General features: G+C 55.0%; 16 protein-coding genes. 5 read left to right on the top strand and 11 right to left on the bottom strand.

Annotated elements, in window-relative coordinates; all coding sequences use genetic code 11:
- Window positions 1-96: 96 nt before the first annotated feature.
- Window positions 97-1,506, bottom strand: a complete 1,410-nt coding sequence (pntB, locus tag LDN84_RS18985) for a Re/Si-specific NAD(P)(+) transhydrogenase subunit beta (protein ID WP_223904983.1) — start codon at window positions 1,504-1,506, stop codon at window positions 97-99.
- Window positions 1,507-1,518: 12 nt separating this feature from the next.
- A complete protein-coding gene (locus LDN84_RS18980; protein WP_223904982.1) occupies window positions 1,519-3,144 on the bottom strand; it encodes a Re/Si-specific NAD(P)(+) transhydrogenase subunit alpha in 1,626 nt (541 codons plus the stop codon).
- A 139-nt stretch (window positions 3,145-3,283) separates the two neighbouring features.
- Between LDN84_RS18980 and LDN84_RS18975 the strand changes: the two genes are divergently transcribed.
- Complete coding sequence (locus tag LDN84_RS18975) at window positions 3,284-3,802, top strand: NUDIX hydrolase (RefSeq protein ID WP_223904981.1); 519 nt, start codon at window positions 3,284-3,286, stop codon at window positions 3,800-3,802.
- On the top strand, window positions 3,799-4,917 hold the full coding sequence (gene mnmA / locus LDN84_RS18970) for a tRNA 2-thiouridine(34) synthase MnmA (protein WP_223904980.1): 1,119 nt from the start codon (window positions 3,799-3,801) through the stop codon (window positions 4,915-4,917). The genes LDN84_RS18975 and mnmA overlap by 4 nt, the downstream gene beginning before the upstream one ends.
- Before the next feature lie 69 nt (window positions 4,918-4,986).
- Here the strand turns inward: mnmA and LDN84_RS18965 are convergent, their stop codons facing one another.
- From LDN84_RS18965 to LDN84_RS18925, 9 genes are all read right to left on the bottom strand, one after another.
- Window positions 4,987-5,277 carry a metal-sensing transcriptional repressor gene (locus tag LDN84_RS18965; protein WP_223904979.1) on the bottom strand — a complete coding sequence of 97 codons (291 nt, stop codon included), beginning with the start codon at window positions 5,275-5,277 and terminating at the stop codon, window positions 4,987-4,989.
- 112 nt (window positions 5,278-5,389) lie between these two features.
- Entirely contained in the window at window positions 5,390-5,614 is a 225-nt protein-coding gene (locus LDN84_RS18960; RefSeq protein WP_223904978.1) for a YgaP family membrane protein, read from the bottom strand.
- An 18-nt stretch (window positions 5,615-5,632) separates the two neighbouring features.
- Window positions 5,633-6,919: an NAD(P)/FAD-dependent oxidoreductase gene (locus tag LDN84_RS18955; RefSeq protein ID WP_223904977.1), complete on the bottom strand. Its 1,287-nt coding sequence runs from the start codon at window positions 6,917-6,919 to the stop codon at window positions 5,633-5,635.
- A 36-nt stretch (window positions 6,920-6,955) separates the two neighbouring features.
- Entirely contained in the window at window positions 6,956-10,210 is a 3,255-nt protein-coding gene (locus LDN84_RS18950; RefSeq protein WP_223904976.1) for an efflux RND transporter permease subunit, read from the bottom strand.
- A 7-nt stretch (window positions 10,211-10,217) separates the two neighbouring features.
- On the bottom strand, window positions 10,218-11,315 hold the full coding sequence (locus LDN84_RS18945) for an efflux RND transporter periplasmic adaptor subunit (RefSeq protein ID WP_223904975.1): 1,098 nt from the start codon (window positions 11,313-11,315) through the stop codon (window positions 10,218-10,220).
- 264 nt (window positions 11,316-11,579) lie between these two features.
- Window positions 11,580-12,125, bottom strand: a complete 546-nt coding sequence (gene phaP, locus LDN84_RS18940; RefSeq protein WP_223904974.1) for a TIGR01841 family phasin — start codon at window positions 12,123-12,125, stop codon at window positions 11,580-11,582.
- 181 nt (window positions 12,126-12,306) lie between these two features.
- Window positions 12,307-13,200 carry a DMT family transporter gene (locus tag LDN84_RS18935; RefSeq protein WP_223904973.1) on the bottom strand — a complete coding sequence of 298 codons (894 nt, stop codon included), beginning with the start codon at window positions 13,198-13,200 and terminating at the stop codon, window positions 12,307-12,309.
- A 52-nt stretch (window positions 13,201-13,252) separates the two neighbouring features.
- A complete protein-coding gene (locus LDN84_RS18930) occupies window positions 13,253-14,098 on the bottom strand; it encodes a creatininase family protein (RefSeq protein ID WP_223904972.1) in 846 nt (281 codons plus the stop codon).
- 22 nt (window positions 14,099-14,120) lie between these two features.
- Window positions 14,121-14,468, bottom strand: a complete 348-nt coding sequence (locus LDN84_RS18925) for a zinc ribbon domain-containing protein YjdM (protein WP_223904971.1) — start codon at window positions 14,466-14,468, stop codon at window positions 14,121-14,123.
- Between the two features lie 130 nt (window positions 14,469-14,598).
- Here LDN84_RS18925 and LDN84_RS18920 point away from each other — a divergent pair, with 130 nt between their 5' ends.
- Genes LDN84_RS18920 through LDN84_RS18910 form a run of 3 tightly spaced genes read left to right on the top strand, consistent with a single transcriptional unit; the run spans window position 14,599 to window position 17,932 of the window.
- A complete protein-coding gene (locus LDN84_RS18920) occupies window positions 14,599-15,366 on the top strand; it encodes an alanyl-tRNA editing protein (protein WP_223904970.1) in 768 nt (255 codons plus the stop codon).
- The gene (locus tag LDN84_RS18915) at window positions 15,363-15,722 is read left to right on the top strand and encodes a DUF167 domain-containing protein (RefSeq protein WP_223904969.1); all 360 of its coding nucleotides are present in this window, start codon (window positions 15,363-15,365) and stop codon (window positions 15,720-15,722) included. The genes LDN84_RS18920 and LDN84_RS18915 overlap by 4 nt, the downstream gene beginning before the upstream one ends.
- 56 nt (window positions 15,723-15,778) lie before the next feature.
- Window positions 15,779-17,932 (top strand): protein-disulfide reductase DsbD family protein, encoded by a 2,154-nt coding sequence (locus tag LDN84_RS18910; RefSeq protein ID WP_223904968.1) that lies wholly within the window; start codon window positions 15,779-15,781, stop codon window positions 17,930-17,932.
- The last annotated feature ends 23 nt before the right edge of the window (window positions 17,933-17,955 follow it).

The raw sequence follows: 17,955 nt of genomic DNA, 5'->3' as shown, positions 1-17,955 counted from the left end.
TAATTAGACAGCTCACTCCACGAGGTGGGTTATCAGAGTCGCCAAAATCATAAAAAAAGAGGCCCACAAGGGCCTCTTTTTTTAAAGTGATGGAGATCAGGCCTTTAAGGAAGTCAGCACTTCGTCAAGCATTTTTTTTGCATCACCAAACAACATGCGGTTATTTTCTTTGTAAAACAAGGGGTTATCTACGCCAGCATAGCCTGATGCCATACTGCGTTTCATCACGATGGAGGTTTTTGATTTCCAGACTTCAAGCACCGGCATGCCAGCAATCGGGCTGCTGGGATCATCCTGAGCACTGGGGTTCACAATGTCATTGGCACCAATCACCATGGTCACATCAGTGCTTGGAAAGTCATCATTGAGTTCATCCATCTCAAACACAATGTCATAGGGCACTTTGGCTTCAGCCAGAAGCACATTCATATGACCAGGCATACGTCCAGCGACCGGGTGAATGCCAAAACGTACATTGACACCTTTTTCGCGCAAGTATTTGGTGATTTCGTAAACAGTGTGCTGGGCCTGAGCTACAGCCATCCCGTAACCTGGCACGATGATCACTGATTTGGCCTCACGCAGCAACTCAGCGGTTTCCACTGCACTGACTGGTGTGACTTCGCCTGCTGGTTGCACGCCATCTGCCGCCGCTGTGGGTTTTGCGCTGGTGGTGCCAAATCCACCCGCAATGACGCTGATGAAACTGCGGTTCATGGCATTACACATGATGTACGACAGAATAGCGCCGCTGGAGCCGACCAAGGCACCTACCACAATCAACAGGTCGTTGGACAGCATGAAACCCGTGGCAGCAGCAGCCCAGCCTGAATAGCTGTTGAGCATGGATACCACCACCGGCATATCTGCACCGCCAATAGCCATCACCATGTGCACACCGAAAAGCAGGGCAATCACGGTCATCACGATCAAAGGAGTCAATCCGGCATCTTCTTGCAAAAAGGCGCGCCCAAAGTAAATCACAAGCAATAAACCTGCTAGGTTCAGAAAATGGCGTCCTGGTAACAAAACAGGGCTTCCACTGACGCGGCCAGACAGTTTGCCAAAGGCAATGATCGAGCCTGAAAATGTCACGGCACCAATGAAAATACCGACATAAATTTCCATTTCATGAATGGTTTTTGCTGCTCCCGTAAAACCAGTAGTGGCAGCGGGGTCGATGTACGTGGCAAAACCCACCAACATTGCAGCCAAACCGACCATGCTGTGCATCAAGGCCACCAATTCAGGCATTTGCGTCATTTGCACAGTACGTGCAGCATACAGTCCAATGGCCCCGCCAATCAGCATGGCAGCGATGATCCAGGGTAACCCCGCTGCTGTGACTTGTGGACCCAGAACGGTAGCAAGCACCGCAATCGTCATGCCGACCATGCCATACAGGTTGCCGCGCAAGGCGGTGGTCTGGTTGGACAGTCCACCCAGGCTCAAAATAAACAAAATGGTTGCGCCAATGTAAGCAACCGTGGCCAAACTTGAAGACATGTGTGGCTCCTCTTACTTACGGAACATGGCCAGCATGCGCTGGGTCACGGCGAAACCGCCAAACATATTGATGGCCGTGAGCACAATGCCCGCTGCCGCCACCCAGGTGATCAGGCCATCCGGCCGGTTCAGCGCACCCGAAATCGGTGAGATTTGCACCAGTGCACCAATGGCAATGATGCTGGAGATGGCGTTGGTGACACTCATCAACGGCGTGTGCAAAGCGGGTTTCACGTTCCACACCACCATGTAGCCGACAAAACAGGCCAAGACAAACACGGTGAAGTGCGACATAAATTCTTTCGGGGCGCTCGCCCCGATGAACCAGAACAGAGCCGCTGCTACGCCAAACATGATGGCCAGCTTGTTCCCCGCCATGGGTTCACTGACCTCGCCATGCCCATGGCCCTTTTTCGCAGCAGGTGCTGCTGCAGGTTTTGCGGCGGCTGGCGGCGTGGGCGCTGCTTTGGGTGGCGGCGCTGGCCAAGTGATGGCCCCGCCCTTGGTCACGGTCAGGCCACGGATGGCATCGTCTTCCATGTTGACATCAATGACACCGTCTTTGGTCTTGCACAGTTCCTCGGTCAGACGAAACAGGTTGGTGGCGTACAGCGTGGATGACTGCTTGGCCAGACGCGAGGCCAAGTCGGTATAGCCGACGATGGTCACACCGTGTCTCACCACTGCCTCACCGGGTACGGTCAATTCGCAGTTGCCACCCTGTTCGCCAGCCATGTCCACGATGACGCTGCCAGGCTTCATGGATTGCACCATCTCAGCCGTGATGAGTTTGGGTGCGGGCTTGCCAGGAATCAGCGCGGTGGTGATGATGATGTCCACTTCACGGGCCTGTTTGGCGTACATGGCACGCTGAGCTTGCTGGAAGCCTTCACTCATGACCTTGGCGTAGCCGCCGCCGCCTGAACCTTCCTCCTCATAGTCAACCTTGACGAACTCTCCGCCCAGAGACACCACCTGGTCGGCCACTTCAGCCCGGGTGTCATTGGCACGCACGATAGCCCCCAAGCTTGCAGCGGTGCCAATGGCCGCTAGACCGGCCACGCCTGCACCCGCCACAAAGACCTTGGCCGGAGGAACCTTGCCTGCGGCCGTGATTTGACCGTTGAAGAAGCGACCAAAGGCGTTCGCGGCCTCGATGACAGCCCGGTACCCACTTACACCGGCCATGGAGGTTAAGGCATCCATTTTCTGGGCACGACTCAATGTGCGCGGCAGACAGTCGATGGCCAGCACGGTGGTTTTCTTGGCCGCGAGTTGTTGCATCAATTCGGGGTTTTGCCCCGGCCAGATGAAACTGACCAGGCTTCCACCTTCGCGCATCAAGCTGACCTCATCAGGTGTTGGACCGCGCACCTTGAAAACAATGTCGGAGGTGGCCCATAAGGTCGCAGCGTCGGGCACGATGCTGGCACCCGCTGCCTGGTAGTCTGCATCACTCACATTGGCGGCATCACCAGCTCTCGATTCAACGGCGACAGAAAAACCGAGCTTAATTAGCTTTTCAACCACTTCGGGTACGGTGGCCACACGTTTTTCACCAGGAAAAACCTCGCGTGGTATACCAATGCGTTGCGCAGTTTGGCTAGATGAGCCTTGACTATTTGCACCAGTTTGCATGGGGCGACTCCTCGGTTGTACATAGGTTCAAAAACCGCCTGAGCTTACATCAGTTTTTTTCAGATTTATGCAAAATAACTTGATTGGATTGATCTAGGTCAGATACCCGCCAATTGATAAATTTACCGATAATTCAACCATGAGTACACGATGGAAACCCAGCACCACAGTCGCAGCAATCATTGAACAAAACGGCAAATTCTTGCTGGTTGAAGAGCATACACACGAAGGTTTACGCTTGAATAATCCGGCTGGCCATTTAGATGAGGGTGAGTCCCTGGTCGCAGGTTGTGCCCGCGAAACCCTTGAAGAAACCATGCACCTGTTTACTCCGACAGAACTGCTAGGGGTTTACATGTCACGCTTTCAGCGTTCAGGCAGTAATTTGTGCGCGCCTGAAGACATCACCTACCTGCGCTTTGCGTTTTGTGGAACGCTGGGTGCACTGCAAGCGGGACGTAGTCTGGACACTGGCATTGTGCGCACCTTGTGGCTCAGCCCTGACGAAATTCGAGCCAGCGCGGATCGCCATCGCAGTCCACTGATTGTTCAGTGTATGGAAGACTACCTGAACGGCCAGCGCTTTCCCTTATCGCTGATCTACAGCGATGCCACGCTGACCCTGCCCCAATTCCTTAGTGGCGGTCTCGCAGCATGAAGTTAGCACCCCAAAGACATCGGGTGGTGGTGGGTTTAAGTGGCGGAGTGGATTCTGCCGTTTCAGCCTGGCTGCTTAAGCAGCAGGGTCATGAGGTTGTTGGTATCTTCATGAAAAATTGGGAAGATGACGACGACAGCGAATACTGTTCGTCCAATATCGACTTTGTGGATGCTGCTGCTGTGGCCGATGTGATTGGGATTGAAATAGAGCACGTCAACTTTGCAGCCGAATACAAAGACCGGGTTTTTTCCGAATTTTTGCGCGAGTACAGCAGTGGTCGTACCCCCAATCCAGACATTCTGTGTAATGCAGAAATCAAATTCAAAGCATTCCTTGATCACGCCATGCGGCTGGGTGCCGAAAAAATTGCAACCGGGCATTACGCCAGGGTATGTCGCAATGCCGACTCCAGTCGGCATGAATTACTCAAGGGTCTTGATCCATCCAAAGACCAGAGTTATTTTTTGCACCGACTTAACCAAGCGCAACTGGCCAATACCTTGTTTCCAGTGGGTGAACTGCTAAAAACAGAAGTGCGACGTATAGCCTTGGAGATTGGCTTGCCAAACGCCAAGAAGAAAGATTCCACAGGCATCTGTTTTATTGGCGAGCGTCCGTTCAGGGAATTTCTAAACCGCTATATCGCTCGTGTGCCCGGCCCCATTAAAAACGACAAGGGCCAAACCATTGGTGAACATGTGGGCTTGAGTTTTTACACACTGGGGCAGCGTCAGGGTCTGGGTATTGGTGGCCTGAAAGCCAAAGGCGTGCAACGTGGTGGTGGAGATCACGCACCTTGGTTTGTGGCGCGGAAAGATTTGCCTACAAACACGCTTTGGGTGGTGCAAGGGCATCAACATCCCTGGTTGCTTAGCGAAACCTTGTTGGCCCAAAATGCCAGCTGGGTTTCTGGAACTGCACCCTTTGCGGGTCATATGGCTGCCAAGACCAGATACCGCCAAGTGGATGCCTCGTGTGCCTTGCTGCCTGGAGCCGCAGACGCATTCAGTCTGAGTTTTGACCAAGCTCAATGGGCGGTTACGCCTGGCCAGTCGGCGGTAGTTTATAACGGAGAAGTTTGCCTAGGTGGTGGCATCATTGCCGCTGAATAAACATCATTGCTATTGTTTATGTAGCTGTTGATGCTTTTAGGATGAGCCCTGTAGGTCATTTTTAAAAAACTATCCTAGTCTGGACAGTAAGTTTTCCATCTCCTTGAGCATGGTTTCCATGTCACCTTTTTGCTTGTGATCAGGTTGCATGCATGCGGACAATTCTTGCTCCATAAAACACATCGTCATGCGCAAATAGGTGCTATCCAGAGCTTTGCGGACGGCAGAAAATTGTTGACTGATCTTCAGGCAACTCTCGCCCTCTTCAATCATGCGCTGCACGCCCCGAATTTGCCCCTCAGCCCGTCGCAGGCGGTTAACCACCTCTGTACGGGCAGACTCATTGGTCAATACTGTCATTCAATGCTCCAAAAACGCAATTATTTCAAAGAAAACATTGCAGCTCCTGCTCAGCCTGGTACTTTTCTAAGTCGCACCAGACTGACAGATCAAACAGATGACAACGAAACGCTCAGTTCGCACAACCAATTTTTGACTCGGGCACACCCAGTTTTTTCAGAATAATGCCCAAAGGGCAAAAATTGGTGAAACCGGATTGAAACAGGTTGACCCCCACAAAGGCTGTGAACGCCAGCGCCCATTTACTGACAAAGAAGGGGCTACCTTCCACGCCAAGTGCCAAAGAAATCATGATGAACATGCCAGCAAAAACCAAAATGTAGCGTTGAACGGTCACAGCTTTACTCCTTAAAAATTACTTGTTCAAACGGTTGATGCCCAATAAACCCATGATGTATTTCTCATAAATGGGCTCGGACGTACCTTTTTTCAGCTTGCGCATGAAATATTTTTCGTAAGCGATCTTGGCCAGATGTACCCACTTGCCCTTTTTGAACCAATTGACATTGCGCGGAGGGATTTGTGGCAAAGCCACAAATGCGGCCCCGGTATCGCCCATGTCGGCCAGGCACACTGCATTCCAGGTGCCTTTTGCCAGGGCCGGTTTGCCTACCAACTCGTCGGCAATGTTGTGGCAAATGGCGGTCATCATGCTCTCGATCATGTAACCGGTTTTGGGCGTACCGGTGGCCACGGGAGTCACCTCCACGGGGGGAATGGCCACACACACCCCAGCTGAAAAAATGTTTTTATAGGCCTTGCTGCGCTGGAACTCGTCAATCAGCACCATGCCACGCGGGTTACACAGATTGGGCACGGCGGCCACCGGCGGCACGCCCTTGAAGGCAGGCAACATCATGGCCATTTTGAAGGCGATTTCGTGATCTTTGAGCACATTGCCACGGTCGTCAATTTCCGTGACAAACATTTTGCCTTCTTCGACTTTGGTCGTTTTGGCATTGGTCACCCATTTGATATGGCGATTACGGAACTCGGATTCCAGCATGGACTTGCTGTCACCTACGCCGCCAAGTCCCAGGTGGCCGATGTAGGGCTCACTTGTCACATACGTCATCGGCACTTTGCTGCGCAGTTTGCGACGACGTAAATCAGTGTCCACCACCATAGCAAATTCATATGCTGGTCCAAAGCAGCTGGCACCAGGCATGGCACCAATCACGATAGGGCCAGGATTTTTCAGAAATTCTTCGTAATTGGCAAAAAATTCCTGCGCATGATCCACGTGGCAGATGGAGTGTGTATGACCGCCGCCGCCAGATTTGAGCGGGCCAGCGCCAGGCACTTCATCAAACGCCAATTGGGGACCGGTGGCGATGATCAAGTAGTCATAGTCCAGAGTTTGGCCATCAATCAGCGTGAGCTTGTTGCCAGGGGCATCAATTTGCGTAACTTCTTTGGCAATAAAGCCAATTTTTTTCCGTTCAAGGTAAGGTGCAATCGGCAAAGTGACCGTCTCACGGTCACGCCAGCCTACCGCCAACCAGGGGTTGCTCGGCACAAATTGAAAATAGTCTGTTTTGTTGACTACCGTGATGCGATGTTCTGCTGGCAGCAGTTCACGCAATTCATACGCGGCGGGCATGCCGCCAATACCTGCACCCATGATGACGATGTGAGCCATGTTTTGTCTCCTGCAATTTTTAAAAGTTAAAAGGCCTTAACCAGGGGAAATGGACGTATCTACGTACGTTTTGTTACTACGCCAGTACAGCGCGTAATAGAGCACCGGAATCACCACCAAGGTCAACAAGGTGGACACCAGAATTCCAAAAATCAGGGAGATGGCAAGCCCGTTAAAAATCGGGTCGTCCAGAATAAACAGCGCACCAATCATGGCCGCCAGTCCGGTCAGCGCAATGGGTTGCGCACGCACGGCAGCCGACTGCACCACGGCTTCCTTGAAAGCCACACCCTGGCTCACCTGCAACTCGATAAAGTCCACCAACAAGATGGAGTTACGCACAATGATGCCAGCCAGGGCAATCATGCCGATCATGCTGGTGGCCGTAAATTGCGAGCCCAGCAAGGCGTGGCCAGGCATGACCCCAATGATGGTCAAGGGAATCGGGGCCATGATGACCAATGGAGTCAGGTAGCTCTTGAACTGCGCCACGACCAACAGGTAGATCAGGATCAGGCCCACGCCATAGGCTGCACCCATGTCGCGGAAAGTGTCATAGGTGATTTGCCATTCGCCATCCCATTTCACCGAATATTGTTTGAAGGGGTCGCTCGGCTGGTTTATCCAATACTCACCCAAGTCTCCCGTGCCAGGCAAAGCGGCATCCTTGAGCTTGCTTCGGATGGCAAACAATCCATATAAAGGAGAATCCAGCTTGCCAGCCATGTCCCCAAACACATAACTGACTCCCTGCAAATCCTTTGTATAAAGTGGTTTGTCAATCACACCCGTTTCCATCTGCACCAACTCGGAAAGCGGCACCATCTGGCCATTGGCTGCTCGCAAAGGCATGGCCAATACCGCATCAAGCCCCACTTGGTCACGCAATGGCAATTGCAGCCGAACAGGAACCGGGTATTTGGTGTGTCCGTTATGCAAATAAGCGGCATCCACACCGGTGAGTGCCATGGCTGCTGTTTGCGCCACCATGGCGACAGGTATGCCCAGTGATTCAGCCCGCTGACGACGTACGCGCAAGAATGCTCTAGGCGTATCCTCTTCAAGTGATGTATCTACGCCCACAATATCGGGTGTTGCTGCAAAAGCCAGGGCAATACGCATTGCCAAGGCTTGCCGTCCCGCTTCGTCTGGACCATAGACCTCGGCTACCAAAGGCGACATCACGGGTGGGCCAGGGGGGACTTCCACCACTTTGATCAGTGCGTGGTGGCGAAGGCCAATTTTTTCCAGTTCAGGACGCAGACGCTGTGCAATCGCATGGCTTTTTTCATGACGATGTTTTTTGTCCACCAAGTTCACCTGCAAATCACCTTGCTCTGCGTCGGCGCGCATGTAGTACTGACGCACCAAACCATTAAAGGTGATCGGGGAAGCTGTACCAGCGTAGGCCTGCAGGTCATATACCTCTGGTTGCTGCGATAAAAATGCTCCCAACTCATGCAAGGTCGCCGCCGTGTTTTCTAGCGGTGTTCCCGCAGGCATTTCCACGACCACCTGAAACTCGCTTTTGTTGTCAAAAGGCAGCATCTTCAAGACTACCCACTGCACCAGTGTCAGGCCCACTGAAAGCATGAGCGCCACCATAATGCCTAGTAACAGCAACCAGCGTTTTTTTGCGCTGTTCAAAAAGGGTAGCAACACCCAGGTGAACAAACGTTGCAACTTCGGCCCCAGACCCTTGGGCTCATGGGCAGACTCGCCGTGTGGGTGTGACTTCATTATCTTGAGCGCCAACCAAGGCGTCACCGTGAATGCAATCACCAAAGAGATCGCCATACCCAAGCTTGCATTGATCGGAATCGGACTCATGTAAGGGCCCATTAATCCAGAAACAAACGCCATGGGCAACAAAGCGGCAATCACGGTAAGCGTTGCCAAAATGGTGGGGCCACCCACTTCATCTACCGCTGCGGGAATGATTTGCCGCAAAGTTCGACCAGGGTGCAAGTTTTGATGCCGGTGAATGTTCTCCACAACAACGATCGCATCATCCACCAAAATCCCAATTGAAAAAATCAGTGCAAACAAAGACACCCGGTTCAACGTAAAGCCCCAAGCCCAAGAGGCAAAAAGGGTTGCAGTCAGGGTCAAAATCACCGCTGCACCCACAATCACGGCCTCTCGTCGACCCAGTGCAAAACCCACCAGCAAAATCACCGAACCAGTGGCAAAAGCCAGTTTTTGAATCAGTTTGTTGGCCTTTTCTGCCGCTGTCTCACCATAGTCACGCGTGATGCTGGTCTGAATGTTGCTTGGGATCACTGAGTTACTGAGCTCATGCACCCGCGCCCGCGCTGCGCCCGCCACATCCACGGCATTGGTGCCTGGCTTTTTGGTCACAGTCAGCGTCAAGGCAGGGTACACCCCACCTGCACTGACACCTTGATCGGCAGCCCCAGGCGTGTACCAAACATAACGCTGGGGCAATTGCGCACCTGCCTCAATTCGGGCCACTTCGCGCAAAAAGACAGGCAAACCTTTGCTTACCCCGACCACCAAGTCACCAACATCCTGAGCCGAACGCAGAAACTCGCCCGTTTCGACTTTGAGCATTTGGCCTCCCGGTATCTGAGCATCAAGCACGGATCCAGAAGGCATGCTGGCATTGGCCGCTGCCAGTGTGGCTTTTAATGACAGGACATCAATGCCACGTTCGCGCAACCGTGCCGGATCCAGCCACACATGTACAGCACGCTCTGGTCCACCAATAGTCTGCACTTCACGCGTACCTGGCACACGCTTCAATTCAGCCTCTACCGTGTGCGCCACCCGTTCCAGTTCTTCGGCCGGCAAGGCTTCCTTGCTCCACAGCGTCACGGCCAAAACCGGCACATCATCTATGCCTTTGGGTTTGACAATCGGAGTCAGTGTGCCTAGTTCGCGCGGTAACCAGTCTTGATTGGCATTCAGCACATCATACAAACGTACCAACGCTTCAGTACGTGGCACCCCCACCTTGAACTGAACGGTCATGACGGCCAAACCAGGGCGTGCGACCGAGAAGGTGTGTTCAATACCCGCAATCTGGCTCAGTACTTGTTCAGCCGGTCGCGCCACCATGTTGTGCACGTCGGTGCTGCTGGCTCCTGGAAAAGGAATCAGCACATTGGCCATGGTGACGTTGATTTGTGGTTCTTCTTCGCGCGGTGTCACCAGCACCGCAAACAGACCCAGCAACAATGCAACCAAAGCCAAAAGCGGCGTGATGGCATTGAGTTTGAATGCCTGGGCTAGTCGCCCGGAAATACCCAGTTTGGAGGAATTTGGCATGCTTATCTCACTGTGCGGTTTGGCCGGCAGGCTGTGCACCTGTCAATCCTGCACGCACCGGGTCCAGCGCCACTCGGTCGGTATCGGTCAAGCCGGCAAGCACCTCTACGCCTTGCCCGGTATGCTCCGCGCCAAGCCGGATTGCCTTGAGGGCAAAGCCCTTTCCTGAAGCCACGTACACCGCCGTCAACTCGCCCCGGCGCAACACTGCTGCCGTGGGAATGACCAAACGCTGTGCTTGCCCTGCAGCAAACCGCACGCGTATCTGTTGGCCTGGCAACAAGCCTTTGGCGGCAACGGAGGACAGTTCCAACCGCCATTCCACCGTTTGTGAGACGGCATCTGCCGTGGACAAATGGGTGGTTTGGCTGGGGCGACTCCATTGCAGTGAACCATCAGCCGCTCGAACCTGAACCTCAATCACCGTACTGGGCAGTACCATGGCAGAGCGCGACACGGGCACCTGAACCACGGCCCGTAGAGGGGCTGGCGCATACAAGGTCAGCAAAGGTTTGCCCGGGAAAGCCAGATCACCCGTTTCAGCAAGAGTTTGTAATACAAGCGCATCAAATGGCGCGGTGACACGGGTAAAGCCTTGTGTCAGACCGGATTGTTTTTCACCAGCCGTTGCCTGTTCGCGGCCAGCTTGGGCTGACTTGAGTTGTGTCTCGGCCGTGTCCATGGCGGCTGCACTGATAAAGCCTTTAGTCAACAGATCCCGAGTACGGTCAAAGTTGGCTTGTGCATTGCGCAATTCAGCTTGCGCCTGGGCGGACTGCGCCCGGCTGCGCTGCACGCCGGTTTGAGTTTCACGGTCATCAATGGTGGCTAACAACTGCCCGGCCCGCACGGTATCCCCAGCTTTCACGGTCAAACTCACCATCCGGCCAGACGCTTGGGCAGAGACAGTGCTTTGCTTTACAGGCTGTACAACACCATCCATTTCAAAGCCATTACCTACGGTCTTGAGCTGCACCATCGACACAGGCACTTGCACACTGCTTTCTGCATAGGCTGCTGATGCAAAAAATACCGCTGCCAATGCACCTATCGTGCATCGATACAAACGGCGGTTCAACAGATTCGGTTTACCAAATGAGTGCATGCAACATCCCCAAAATATACTACCCACAGTATAAAAGAAGATGTGTAGAACTTGCAAGTTATTCGGGAATCCAGTCCTCGCCGGTTCCTGACTGTGGGTTCCGCTGCTTTGTGGCCTGGCCCTGTTGTGCTCGCACATTGCCTGCGGCTTCGTACCTAAACACAAATGATTCGGAAATGGACTCCTTTGAACGTGGCAAAAAAAAAGACACCCGAAGGTGTCTTTAGGGACTGCCGTAAAGCAATCCATTCGTTGGCAAGTGGTTTAAGCCTTTTTGCCAACGGAAGCCGCAGCGTTCAGGGCTTGTTCTGTCACAGCAGAGATGTTGCTTTCAGCCATGGCCAAAGCTTGTTTGGCTGCGCTTTGAGCAGATTCGATGGCGCTTTGGCTGGAAGCCAAGGCGCTCTTGAGCACGGTGACAGCAGACTCCGTACCCACGGGTGCGTTCTTGGCCACGTTTTCAACCACTTGATTGAAAGATTTTTGTGCTTCAGCCGCCTTGCCTTCAGCAGCTTTTGTGAATTCAGCACCGGTTTCCACCGCGATGCCATACACGTGGCGGCTATAAGACACTGCTTTTTCAGCCAAAGGAGCAACCAAGCTGGTTTGCAGGGCAAAGAAAGCTTGTGCATCCTTGGCTGCCAGCAGGCTTTGAACGTGGCTGAAAGATTCAGTGATCACGGCTTTGGCGGCAGCCATGTTCAATTCAACCAGTTTTTCTACACCAGCAAATGATTTGGTAGCGAGGTTTTGAACTGCGTCGAGGTTGGTTTTGTTGGCGGCAGAGATTTGGTCGGCAGTAATAAACATGATGAGTTCCTTGAAGGGTGGGTGGAGGGACATGGCAGCTGCCTCAAACAATTATGTTGCACTGCAGCATGGTTTGAATTATAGGGATAACCCGTGACAGCACAAGCTGTTTTGTTGCATTGCAGCAAAATTATTTAAGCTGCGCAGTCTAATTTGCGGCAAGCCCACCACACATCACACATCAGCGCCACAGAATCAGCGCCGTCCCCGCCACGGTTAACGATGCACCTATCCAGGCACCCAGCGCGGGGGCCCGTCGGAGCTGAAACCACAACAACGGCAAGACCAGAATGGGGGACACGGATGACAAGATCGCCACCATGCCGACATCGCCCTTTTCCAGCGCCAGCAACACCAGTGTCATGCCGATGCCCATGGCAATAAAGCCATTCAGGGCTGTTTGTGCCAACACTTTCAGCGTGGGGCGTGTGTGTGCACGCTCCGCCTTGAGGCCTGCGGCCAGCAGCACAAAGTGTGCGCAGCTGGCCACCGTGACCCGCACTGCAGAGGCCATGATCGGGTCGACCTGTGTGGCCATCACCGGTTTGGCAATCAAAGAACCCACCGCCTGGCACAACGCGGCGACCAGGGCGAGTGCCACACCGATACCCACGTGGCCACGATCCACCTCCCATGCGTGGGTTTCGCCTTTATGGCGACCCAGCACAATGGCCATCATCACACCGCCCAAAGTCAGTGCCGCACCCAAAAACGCTTGCAAACTCATGCGCTCGCCCAGCCAGACAAAGCCCAGAACCGCGCTAAAGGCAGCGTGGGTGGCGAACAGAACCCCGGCACGGCGCGGGCCAAGTCGATTGATGGCTGAAAACAGGGCCGTGTCCCCAATAAAAATACCGACCAGACCGCTGAAGGCCATCACGCCCCAGGCGTGCGCGTCAAAGTTGTGCCAAGTTCCACTCACGGCCACCACGGCCCAAAGCATGCACGCAACCATCAACATGCGCCAGCGGGTAAAGGCAAAGGCTCCCAAGTGACGTGATGGTGTGACAGAGATCACACTGCCGATTGCCCAGCATGCAGCTGCCCCTAAGGCAAACAGGTCATAAGGAGCCATCATGAAGCGCTTGCCTGAAGTCGCCACTCAATCGCAGGCCAATTCAAAAACTTCACAAAGGTCCTGATTGAATGTGCAAAGTGTCCGCTGGCAAGCGGTCAATTTCCGTCAGTAGACGTGCCAGGGCCCCTGCTGCGGCGTTCACCACGGCATGGCCCTTGTCGGCCGTGGCGTTGGCTGCGTTGCCTACCGCACCTGCAGGGTTGTAATCCTGGGTTTGCCAGGCAAGTTTGGCGCTTTTGCCATTGCCCAGGATGTTGAAATGGGGTGCGCGCAGTTGCGCCGCAGAGGCAAAGTCTTGCGCGTGGCCCATGTTCACATGGGCCGGTTCCAGCGCCAGCATCATGGAAGTTTCGATGTCGCCTGCATGAATGCCGAACCTGTGTTCCTGGGCGCTGAACAGGGTATTGACATCCTCGCCTTGCGTATTGGTCAGTGGCAAATTGAACCAGCTGACACTGTAAACAAGCATGTTCAGGCGGGCGCGCAGATCCCGCGCCACCAAGTCCATCACACTCACATTGCCGCCGTGCGTATTAAATAGCACCAGTTTTTGGATGCCACAAGCCGCCACACTTTCGGCAATGTCTGTCCAAAGCCGGATCACCGTCTCGTTTTTCAGGGTCAGTGTGCCGGGAAAGCGGGCGTGTTCCGGGCTCAGGCCGATGGATTGGGTGGGTAAAAAAAGCACGTTCAAATCGGCAGGCAAGTGCGCCAGCGTTGCCGTAACGATGCCATTGGCCAACACGGTATCCACACTCAATGGCAGATGTGGGCCATGTTGCTCAATGGCTGCGACTGGCAGCACAGCCAGGGTGCGGCAGGCATCACCACGGGCTTGCAGCCGTGCAAAGTCGGCCGTGGTCCAGTCAGCCCAAAAGCGTGAAGAGGTACCCATCACAAAGTGATCTGGTGACCACTCACGCCTTTTTCATGAACTCGGCCTTGAGCATGAAGGCACCTTGATCGGTCTTGCAGTCCACCTCGTGGTCGCCAGCACCTTCGGGCAGGCGGATACCTTTGATCTTGGTGCCTTTTTTCAGCACGATGGACGAGCCTTTGACCTTCAAGTCCTTGATCAGAATCACGGTATCACCATCGGTCAGCGGATTGCCATTGGCATCCTTGACCGGGCCACTGGCTGCGTCACCCTCTTCTGTGGTGGCGGTTTGGGGCCATTCAAAGCCACAGTCCGGGCAGACATAGTTGTCACCGTCCGGGTAGGTGTTTTCAAGGGTGCATTGGGGGCAAGCGGGTAGATTGGACATGGCGATAAAGTAGTGCGAATCAAAATTTTTTGAGGCGGCTAGTGTACGAGTGTGACCCTGGCCACAGGCAGAAGGCCAGACTCCGCGCGGAAAAGCACACCCTCTGTCCCGCTCAGGCGAAAATGCACCCATGACACAAGACCTCTTTCGCTCCGACGCTTACCAAACCGAATGCACTGCCACGGTCACCGCCATCACGCCGCAAGGCATCGTGCTGGACCGCACCGTGTTTTACCCGCTAGGGGGAGGGCAGACCGGTGACAGCGGCACCTTGACACTGGCCGACGGCACTGAAATCGCCATCGTCGATACCCGCAAGGGCAAGGCCGAGGATGGCAGTTTTACAGGTCAAATATGCCATCAGCCCTTGCCTGAAAAGCTTGAACAGCTATTGAATCCGCAGCAATCATCACCCCGCCAATTGGCGGTGGGCGACACCGTCACCGCTCGTATCGACTGGGCGCGGCGGCACCGCATGATGCGTTTTCACACCGCCAGTCACCTGCTGTGCCATATCGTGCCCAAGCTGGTCAACGGCTGCTCGATCACGCCGGACTACGCCCGGATTGACTTCAACATGGACGAGCCGCTGGACAAAGAAGTCCTGAGCGCCGCCATCGCCCAGCTGGTCGCCGCTGCCCACCCGGTCACGGTCGGCGCCATCAGCGATGCTGAATTGGATGCCAATCCAGCCCTGGTGAAAAGCATGTCGGTGCAGCCGCCCCGCGGCAGCGGCCAGATTCGTACCATCCAGATCGGCAGCGACACCCTGATCGACCTGCAACCCTGCGGCGGCACGCATGTGGCCAATACGTCCGAAATTGGCCCGGTCATCGTCACCAAAATCGAGAAAAAGTCTGCCATGACGCGCCGTGTGGTGCTGGGGTTTGCGCCATGAGCCGCGACAAAGGCAAGTTCATCAAGGATGGCGACTTCTTTGGCTGGGATGGCGACGTGCTGGTGGTCAACATCCTGGGCAAACCCAGTGCCAGCAAGGATGCCATTGGCAAGCCATTTGGCAAGCAGCTCAAGGTGAGTGTCACTGCTGCGCCCGTGGCTGGGCGCGCCACCGACCATATGCTGCGCTTTCTGGCCCCGCACTTTGGGGTCACCGCATCCGACATTGAAGTGGTGTTTGGCCGCATGAATGTCAACAAACAGCTGCGTATCAAAGCGCCGACCAAACTGCCGGCGGTTTTTACCAAGCAGACCGAACAATCTTCGCTTTTCCCGTCTGACGAGTCAGACGCGTAAGGCCTGGCCTCTTCACACCGCGGAACTTTGCAGCCAGTCGCGCATCGAACTCAGTCATGATACTTTCCAAGCGCTTCATTTCTTTTCTGAATACTCTGTTTTTGATAGCTTCTTGCGCAGTATCTACGAGCGCTATAAGCCAAAATAGCTTAAAAAATAAGGTCACCACCGAACAGGTGCAGGCTGAACTGATGGCCCATGCGCCCGACGGTGTTGATCCTGGCAAAACCGCCTGGGTCGGGTTGCAACTCAGCCACCAGCCGGGTTGGCACACGTACTGGAAGAACTCGGGGGATTCCGGCCAGCCCACCACGCTGAGCTGGACGCTGCCCACCGGCGTGCTGGCTGGTGACGTGGCCTGGCCGGTGCCGGAAAAACTTCCCATCGGCAATCTGGCCAACTATGGTTATGCAGGCACCGTCTTGTTGCCGGTGCCGTTGACCATCACCCCGGACTTCAAACCCAGCCCCGTGAACCCGGAGCTTGTTGTCAAACTGCAGGCTAGCTGGTTGGTGTGCAAACTGGAATGTGTGCCGCAAGAAGGGGAATTTGAGCTGCGACTGCCCGTCAAAGGCTCCACAGCCGTTCACAGTGGCCTGTTTGAAAAGGCCTTCAAAGCCCAGCCCAGCCGACTTCACGACACCAGCAGCATCACCATCCAGGGCCACAGCTTGCACGTGTCCGTGGCTGGTTTGCCCGCCAAATTGCAGGGCCAAACGCTGGATTTTTTCCCGGAAACCCCGGAAGTGATTGAAACCGCTGGGCAATGGACGCAAGCCTGGCAAGGCGCAGTGTGGACGGCTGACGTGCCCATCTCGCCCCAGCGTGGCAGCAGCCCCGAAGAAATGCCCCTGGTGCTGGCTACCTCATCAGGCACCGAGCGTCTGGGCTTTGCTACCACCGCCAAGGTCAGTGGCCACTGGCCGGCGTTGACAGCACCGGGTGCCGTCAGCACCACTCCACGGCCGGTGCCCACTGCGGCACCTGTGCCAGCCGATCTGCCTGCTTCCTTCTGGCTGGCTTTGCTTGGGGCCCTGTTGGGCGGCATGATTCTGAATCTGATGCCATGTGTGTTCCCGGTGCTGGCCATCAAGGTGGTGGGTTTTACCCTGCAGGGTGCGAATCACCAGCGCCTGCGTATGGGCGGCCTGGCCTACAGCGCGGGGGTGGTGCTGTCGTTTGTTGGCTTGGGGGCCTTGATGTTGGTCTTGCGCGGTGCGGGTGAGCAACTTGGCTGGGGTTTTCAGTTGCAAACACCGGCGGTGGTGGCTGCGCTGGCGGCCTTGTTCACCGTGATTGGTCTCAATCTGGCGGGGGTGTTTGAATTCGGGCAGCTGGTGCCCAACAGTCTGGCGACGCTGGAGGCCCGAAATCCTTCGGTGGATGCCTTCTTGTCGGGCATGCTGGCGGTGGTGATTGCCTCCCCCTGTACCGCACCGTTCATGGGGGCCTCACTGGGCTTGGCCTTGTCTTTGCCGGCTGCGCAAGCCTTGTTGATTTTTGCGGCCATTGGGGTGGGCATGGCGCTGCCGTATCTGGCCGCAAGCTGGTCGCCAGCGCTGGCGCGCAGGCTGCCGCGACCCGGCGCGTGGATGAACACGTTTCGCCAGATCATGGCGTTCCCGATGTTCGCCACGGTCATCTGGCTGGTGTGGGTGTTGGGTCAGCAAAGCGGGATCGATGGTGCAGCAGCCTTGCTGACGTTGCTGCTGGGTCTGGCGCTGGTGATCTGGGCGTTGGGTCTGAAAGGCCGAAGCCGGGTGATTCTGACTACCTTTTCGATAGCTACTCTCGCTTTATTGACGGCCACTATAGGCCAAAATGTCATGAAACCTGCAGAGCCAGGCGGCAGCTCTGCCAGCACGGCATTGTGGCAGTCATGGGCACCGGGCAAGGTGGAGCAACTGCAGGCCGAAGGCTCACCGGTGTTTGTGGATTTCACCGCAGCTTGGTGTGTGACCTGCCAGTACAACAAGAAAACCACGCTGGCCAATGCCGAGGTGCTGGCCGATTTTGCTGCCAGAAAAGTCACTTTGCTACGGGCTGACTGGACCCGGCGAGACCCTGCCATCACCGCCGCTTTGGCCCAGCTTGGGCGCAATGGTGTGCCGGTGTATGTGTTGTACCAGTCTGGCCGGACACCGGTGGTGTTGTCAGAAATTTTGTCCACCGCGGAGGTGCATCAGGCTTTGGCAGGGTTAACCCGATAAAAAAATCAAAATCTAAGGAAGCC

Source organism: Rhodoferax lithotrophicus, assembly GCF_019973615.1.
GTDB classification, from domain to species: domain Bacteria; phylum Pseudomonadota; class Gammaproteobacteria; order Burkholderiales; family Burkholderiaceae_C; genus Rhodoferax; species Rhodoferax lithotrophicus.
The sequence above is the reverse complement of the archived record's forward strand: the minus strand, read 5'-3'. Positions and strand labels throughout refer to the sequence as shown.

What these genes read in the sequence shown, in the direction of transcription:
- LDN84_RS18930 (WP_223904972.1), bottom strand. Translation starts at nt 14,098, where the DNA reads ATGGGTACCTCTTCACGCTTTTGGGCTGACTGGACCACGGCCGACTTT.
- LDN84_RS18950 (WP_223904976.1), bottom strand. Translation starts at nt 10,210, where the DNA reads ATGCCAAATTCCTCCAAACTGGGTATTTCCGGGCGACTAGCCCAGGCA.
- pntB (WP_223904983.1), bottom strand. Translation starts at nt 1,506, where the DNA reads ATGTCTTCAAGTTTGGCCACGGTTGCTTACATTGGCGCAACCATTTTG.
- phaP (WP_223904974.1), bottom strand. Translation starts at nt 12,125, where the DNA reads ATGTTTATTACTGCCGACCAAATCTCTGCCGCCAACAAAACCAACCTC.
- LDN84_RS18915 (WP_223904969.1), top strand. Translation starts at nt 15,363, where the DNA reads ATGAGCCGCGACAAAGGCAAGTTCATCAAGGATGGCGACTTCTTTGGC.
- mnmA (WP_223904980.1), top strand. Translation starts at nt 3,799, where the DNA reads ATGAAGTTAGCACCCCAAAGACATCGGGTGGTGGTGGGTTTAAGTGGC.
- LDN84_RS18945 (WP_223904975.1), bottom strand. Translation starts at nt 11,315, where the DNA reads ATGCACTCATTTGGTAAACCGAATCTGTTGAACCGCCGTTTGTATCGA.
- LDN84_RS18965 (WP_223904979.1), bottom strand. Translation starts at nt 5,277, where the DNA reads ATGACAGTATTGACCAATGAGTCTGCCCGTACAGAGGTGGTTAACCGC.
- LDN84_RS18975 (WP_223904981.1), top strand. Translation starts at nt 3,284, where the DNA reads ATGAGTACACGATGGAAACCCAGCACCACAGTCGCAGCAATCATTGAA.
- LDN84_RS18920 (WP_223904970.1), top strand. Translation starts at nt 14,599, where the DNA reads ATGACACAAGACCTCTTTCGCTCCGACGCTTACCAAACCGAATGCACT.
- LDN84_RS18935 (WP_223904973.1), bottom strand. Translation starts at nt 13,200, where the DNA reads ATGGCTCCTTATGACCTGTTTGCCTTAGGGGCAGCTGCATGCTGGGCA.
- LDN84_RS18980 (WP_223904982.1), bottom strand. Translation starts at nt 3,144, where the DNA reads ATGCAAACTGGTGCAAATAGTCAAGGCTCATCTAGCCAAACTGCGCAA.
- LDN84_RS18925 (WP_223904971.1), bottom strand. Translation starts at nt 14,468, where the DNA reads ATGTCCAATCTACCCGCTTGCCCCCAATGCACCCTTGAAAACACCTAC.
- LDN84_RS18955 (WP_223904977.1), bottom strand. Translation starts at nt 6,919, where the DNA reads ATGGCTCACATCGTCATCATGGGTGCAGGTATTGGCGGCATGCCCGCC.
- LDN84_RS18910 (WP_223904968.1), top strand. Translation starts at nt 15,779, where the DNA reads ATGATACTTTCCAAGCGCTTCATTTCTTTTCTGAATACTCTGTTTTTG.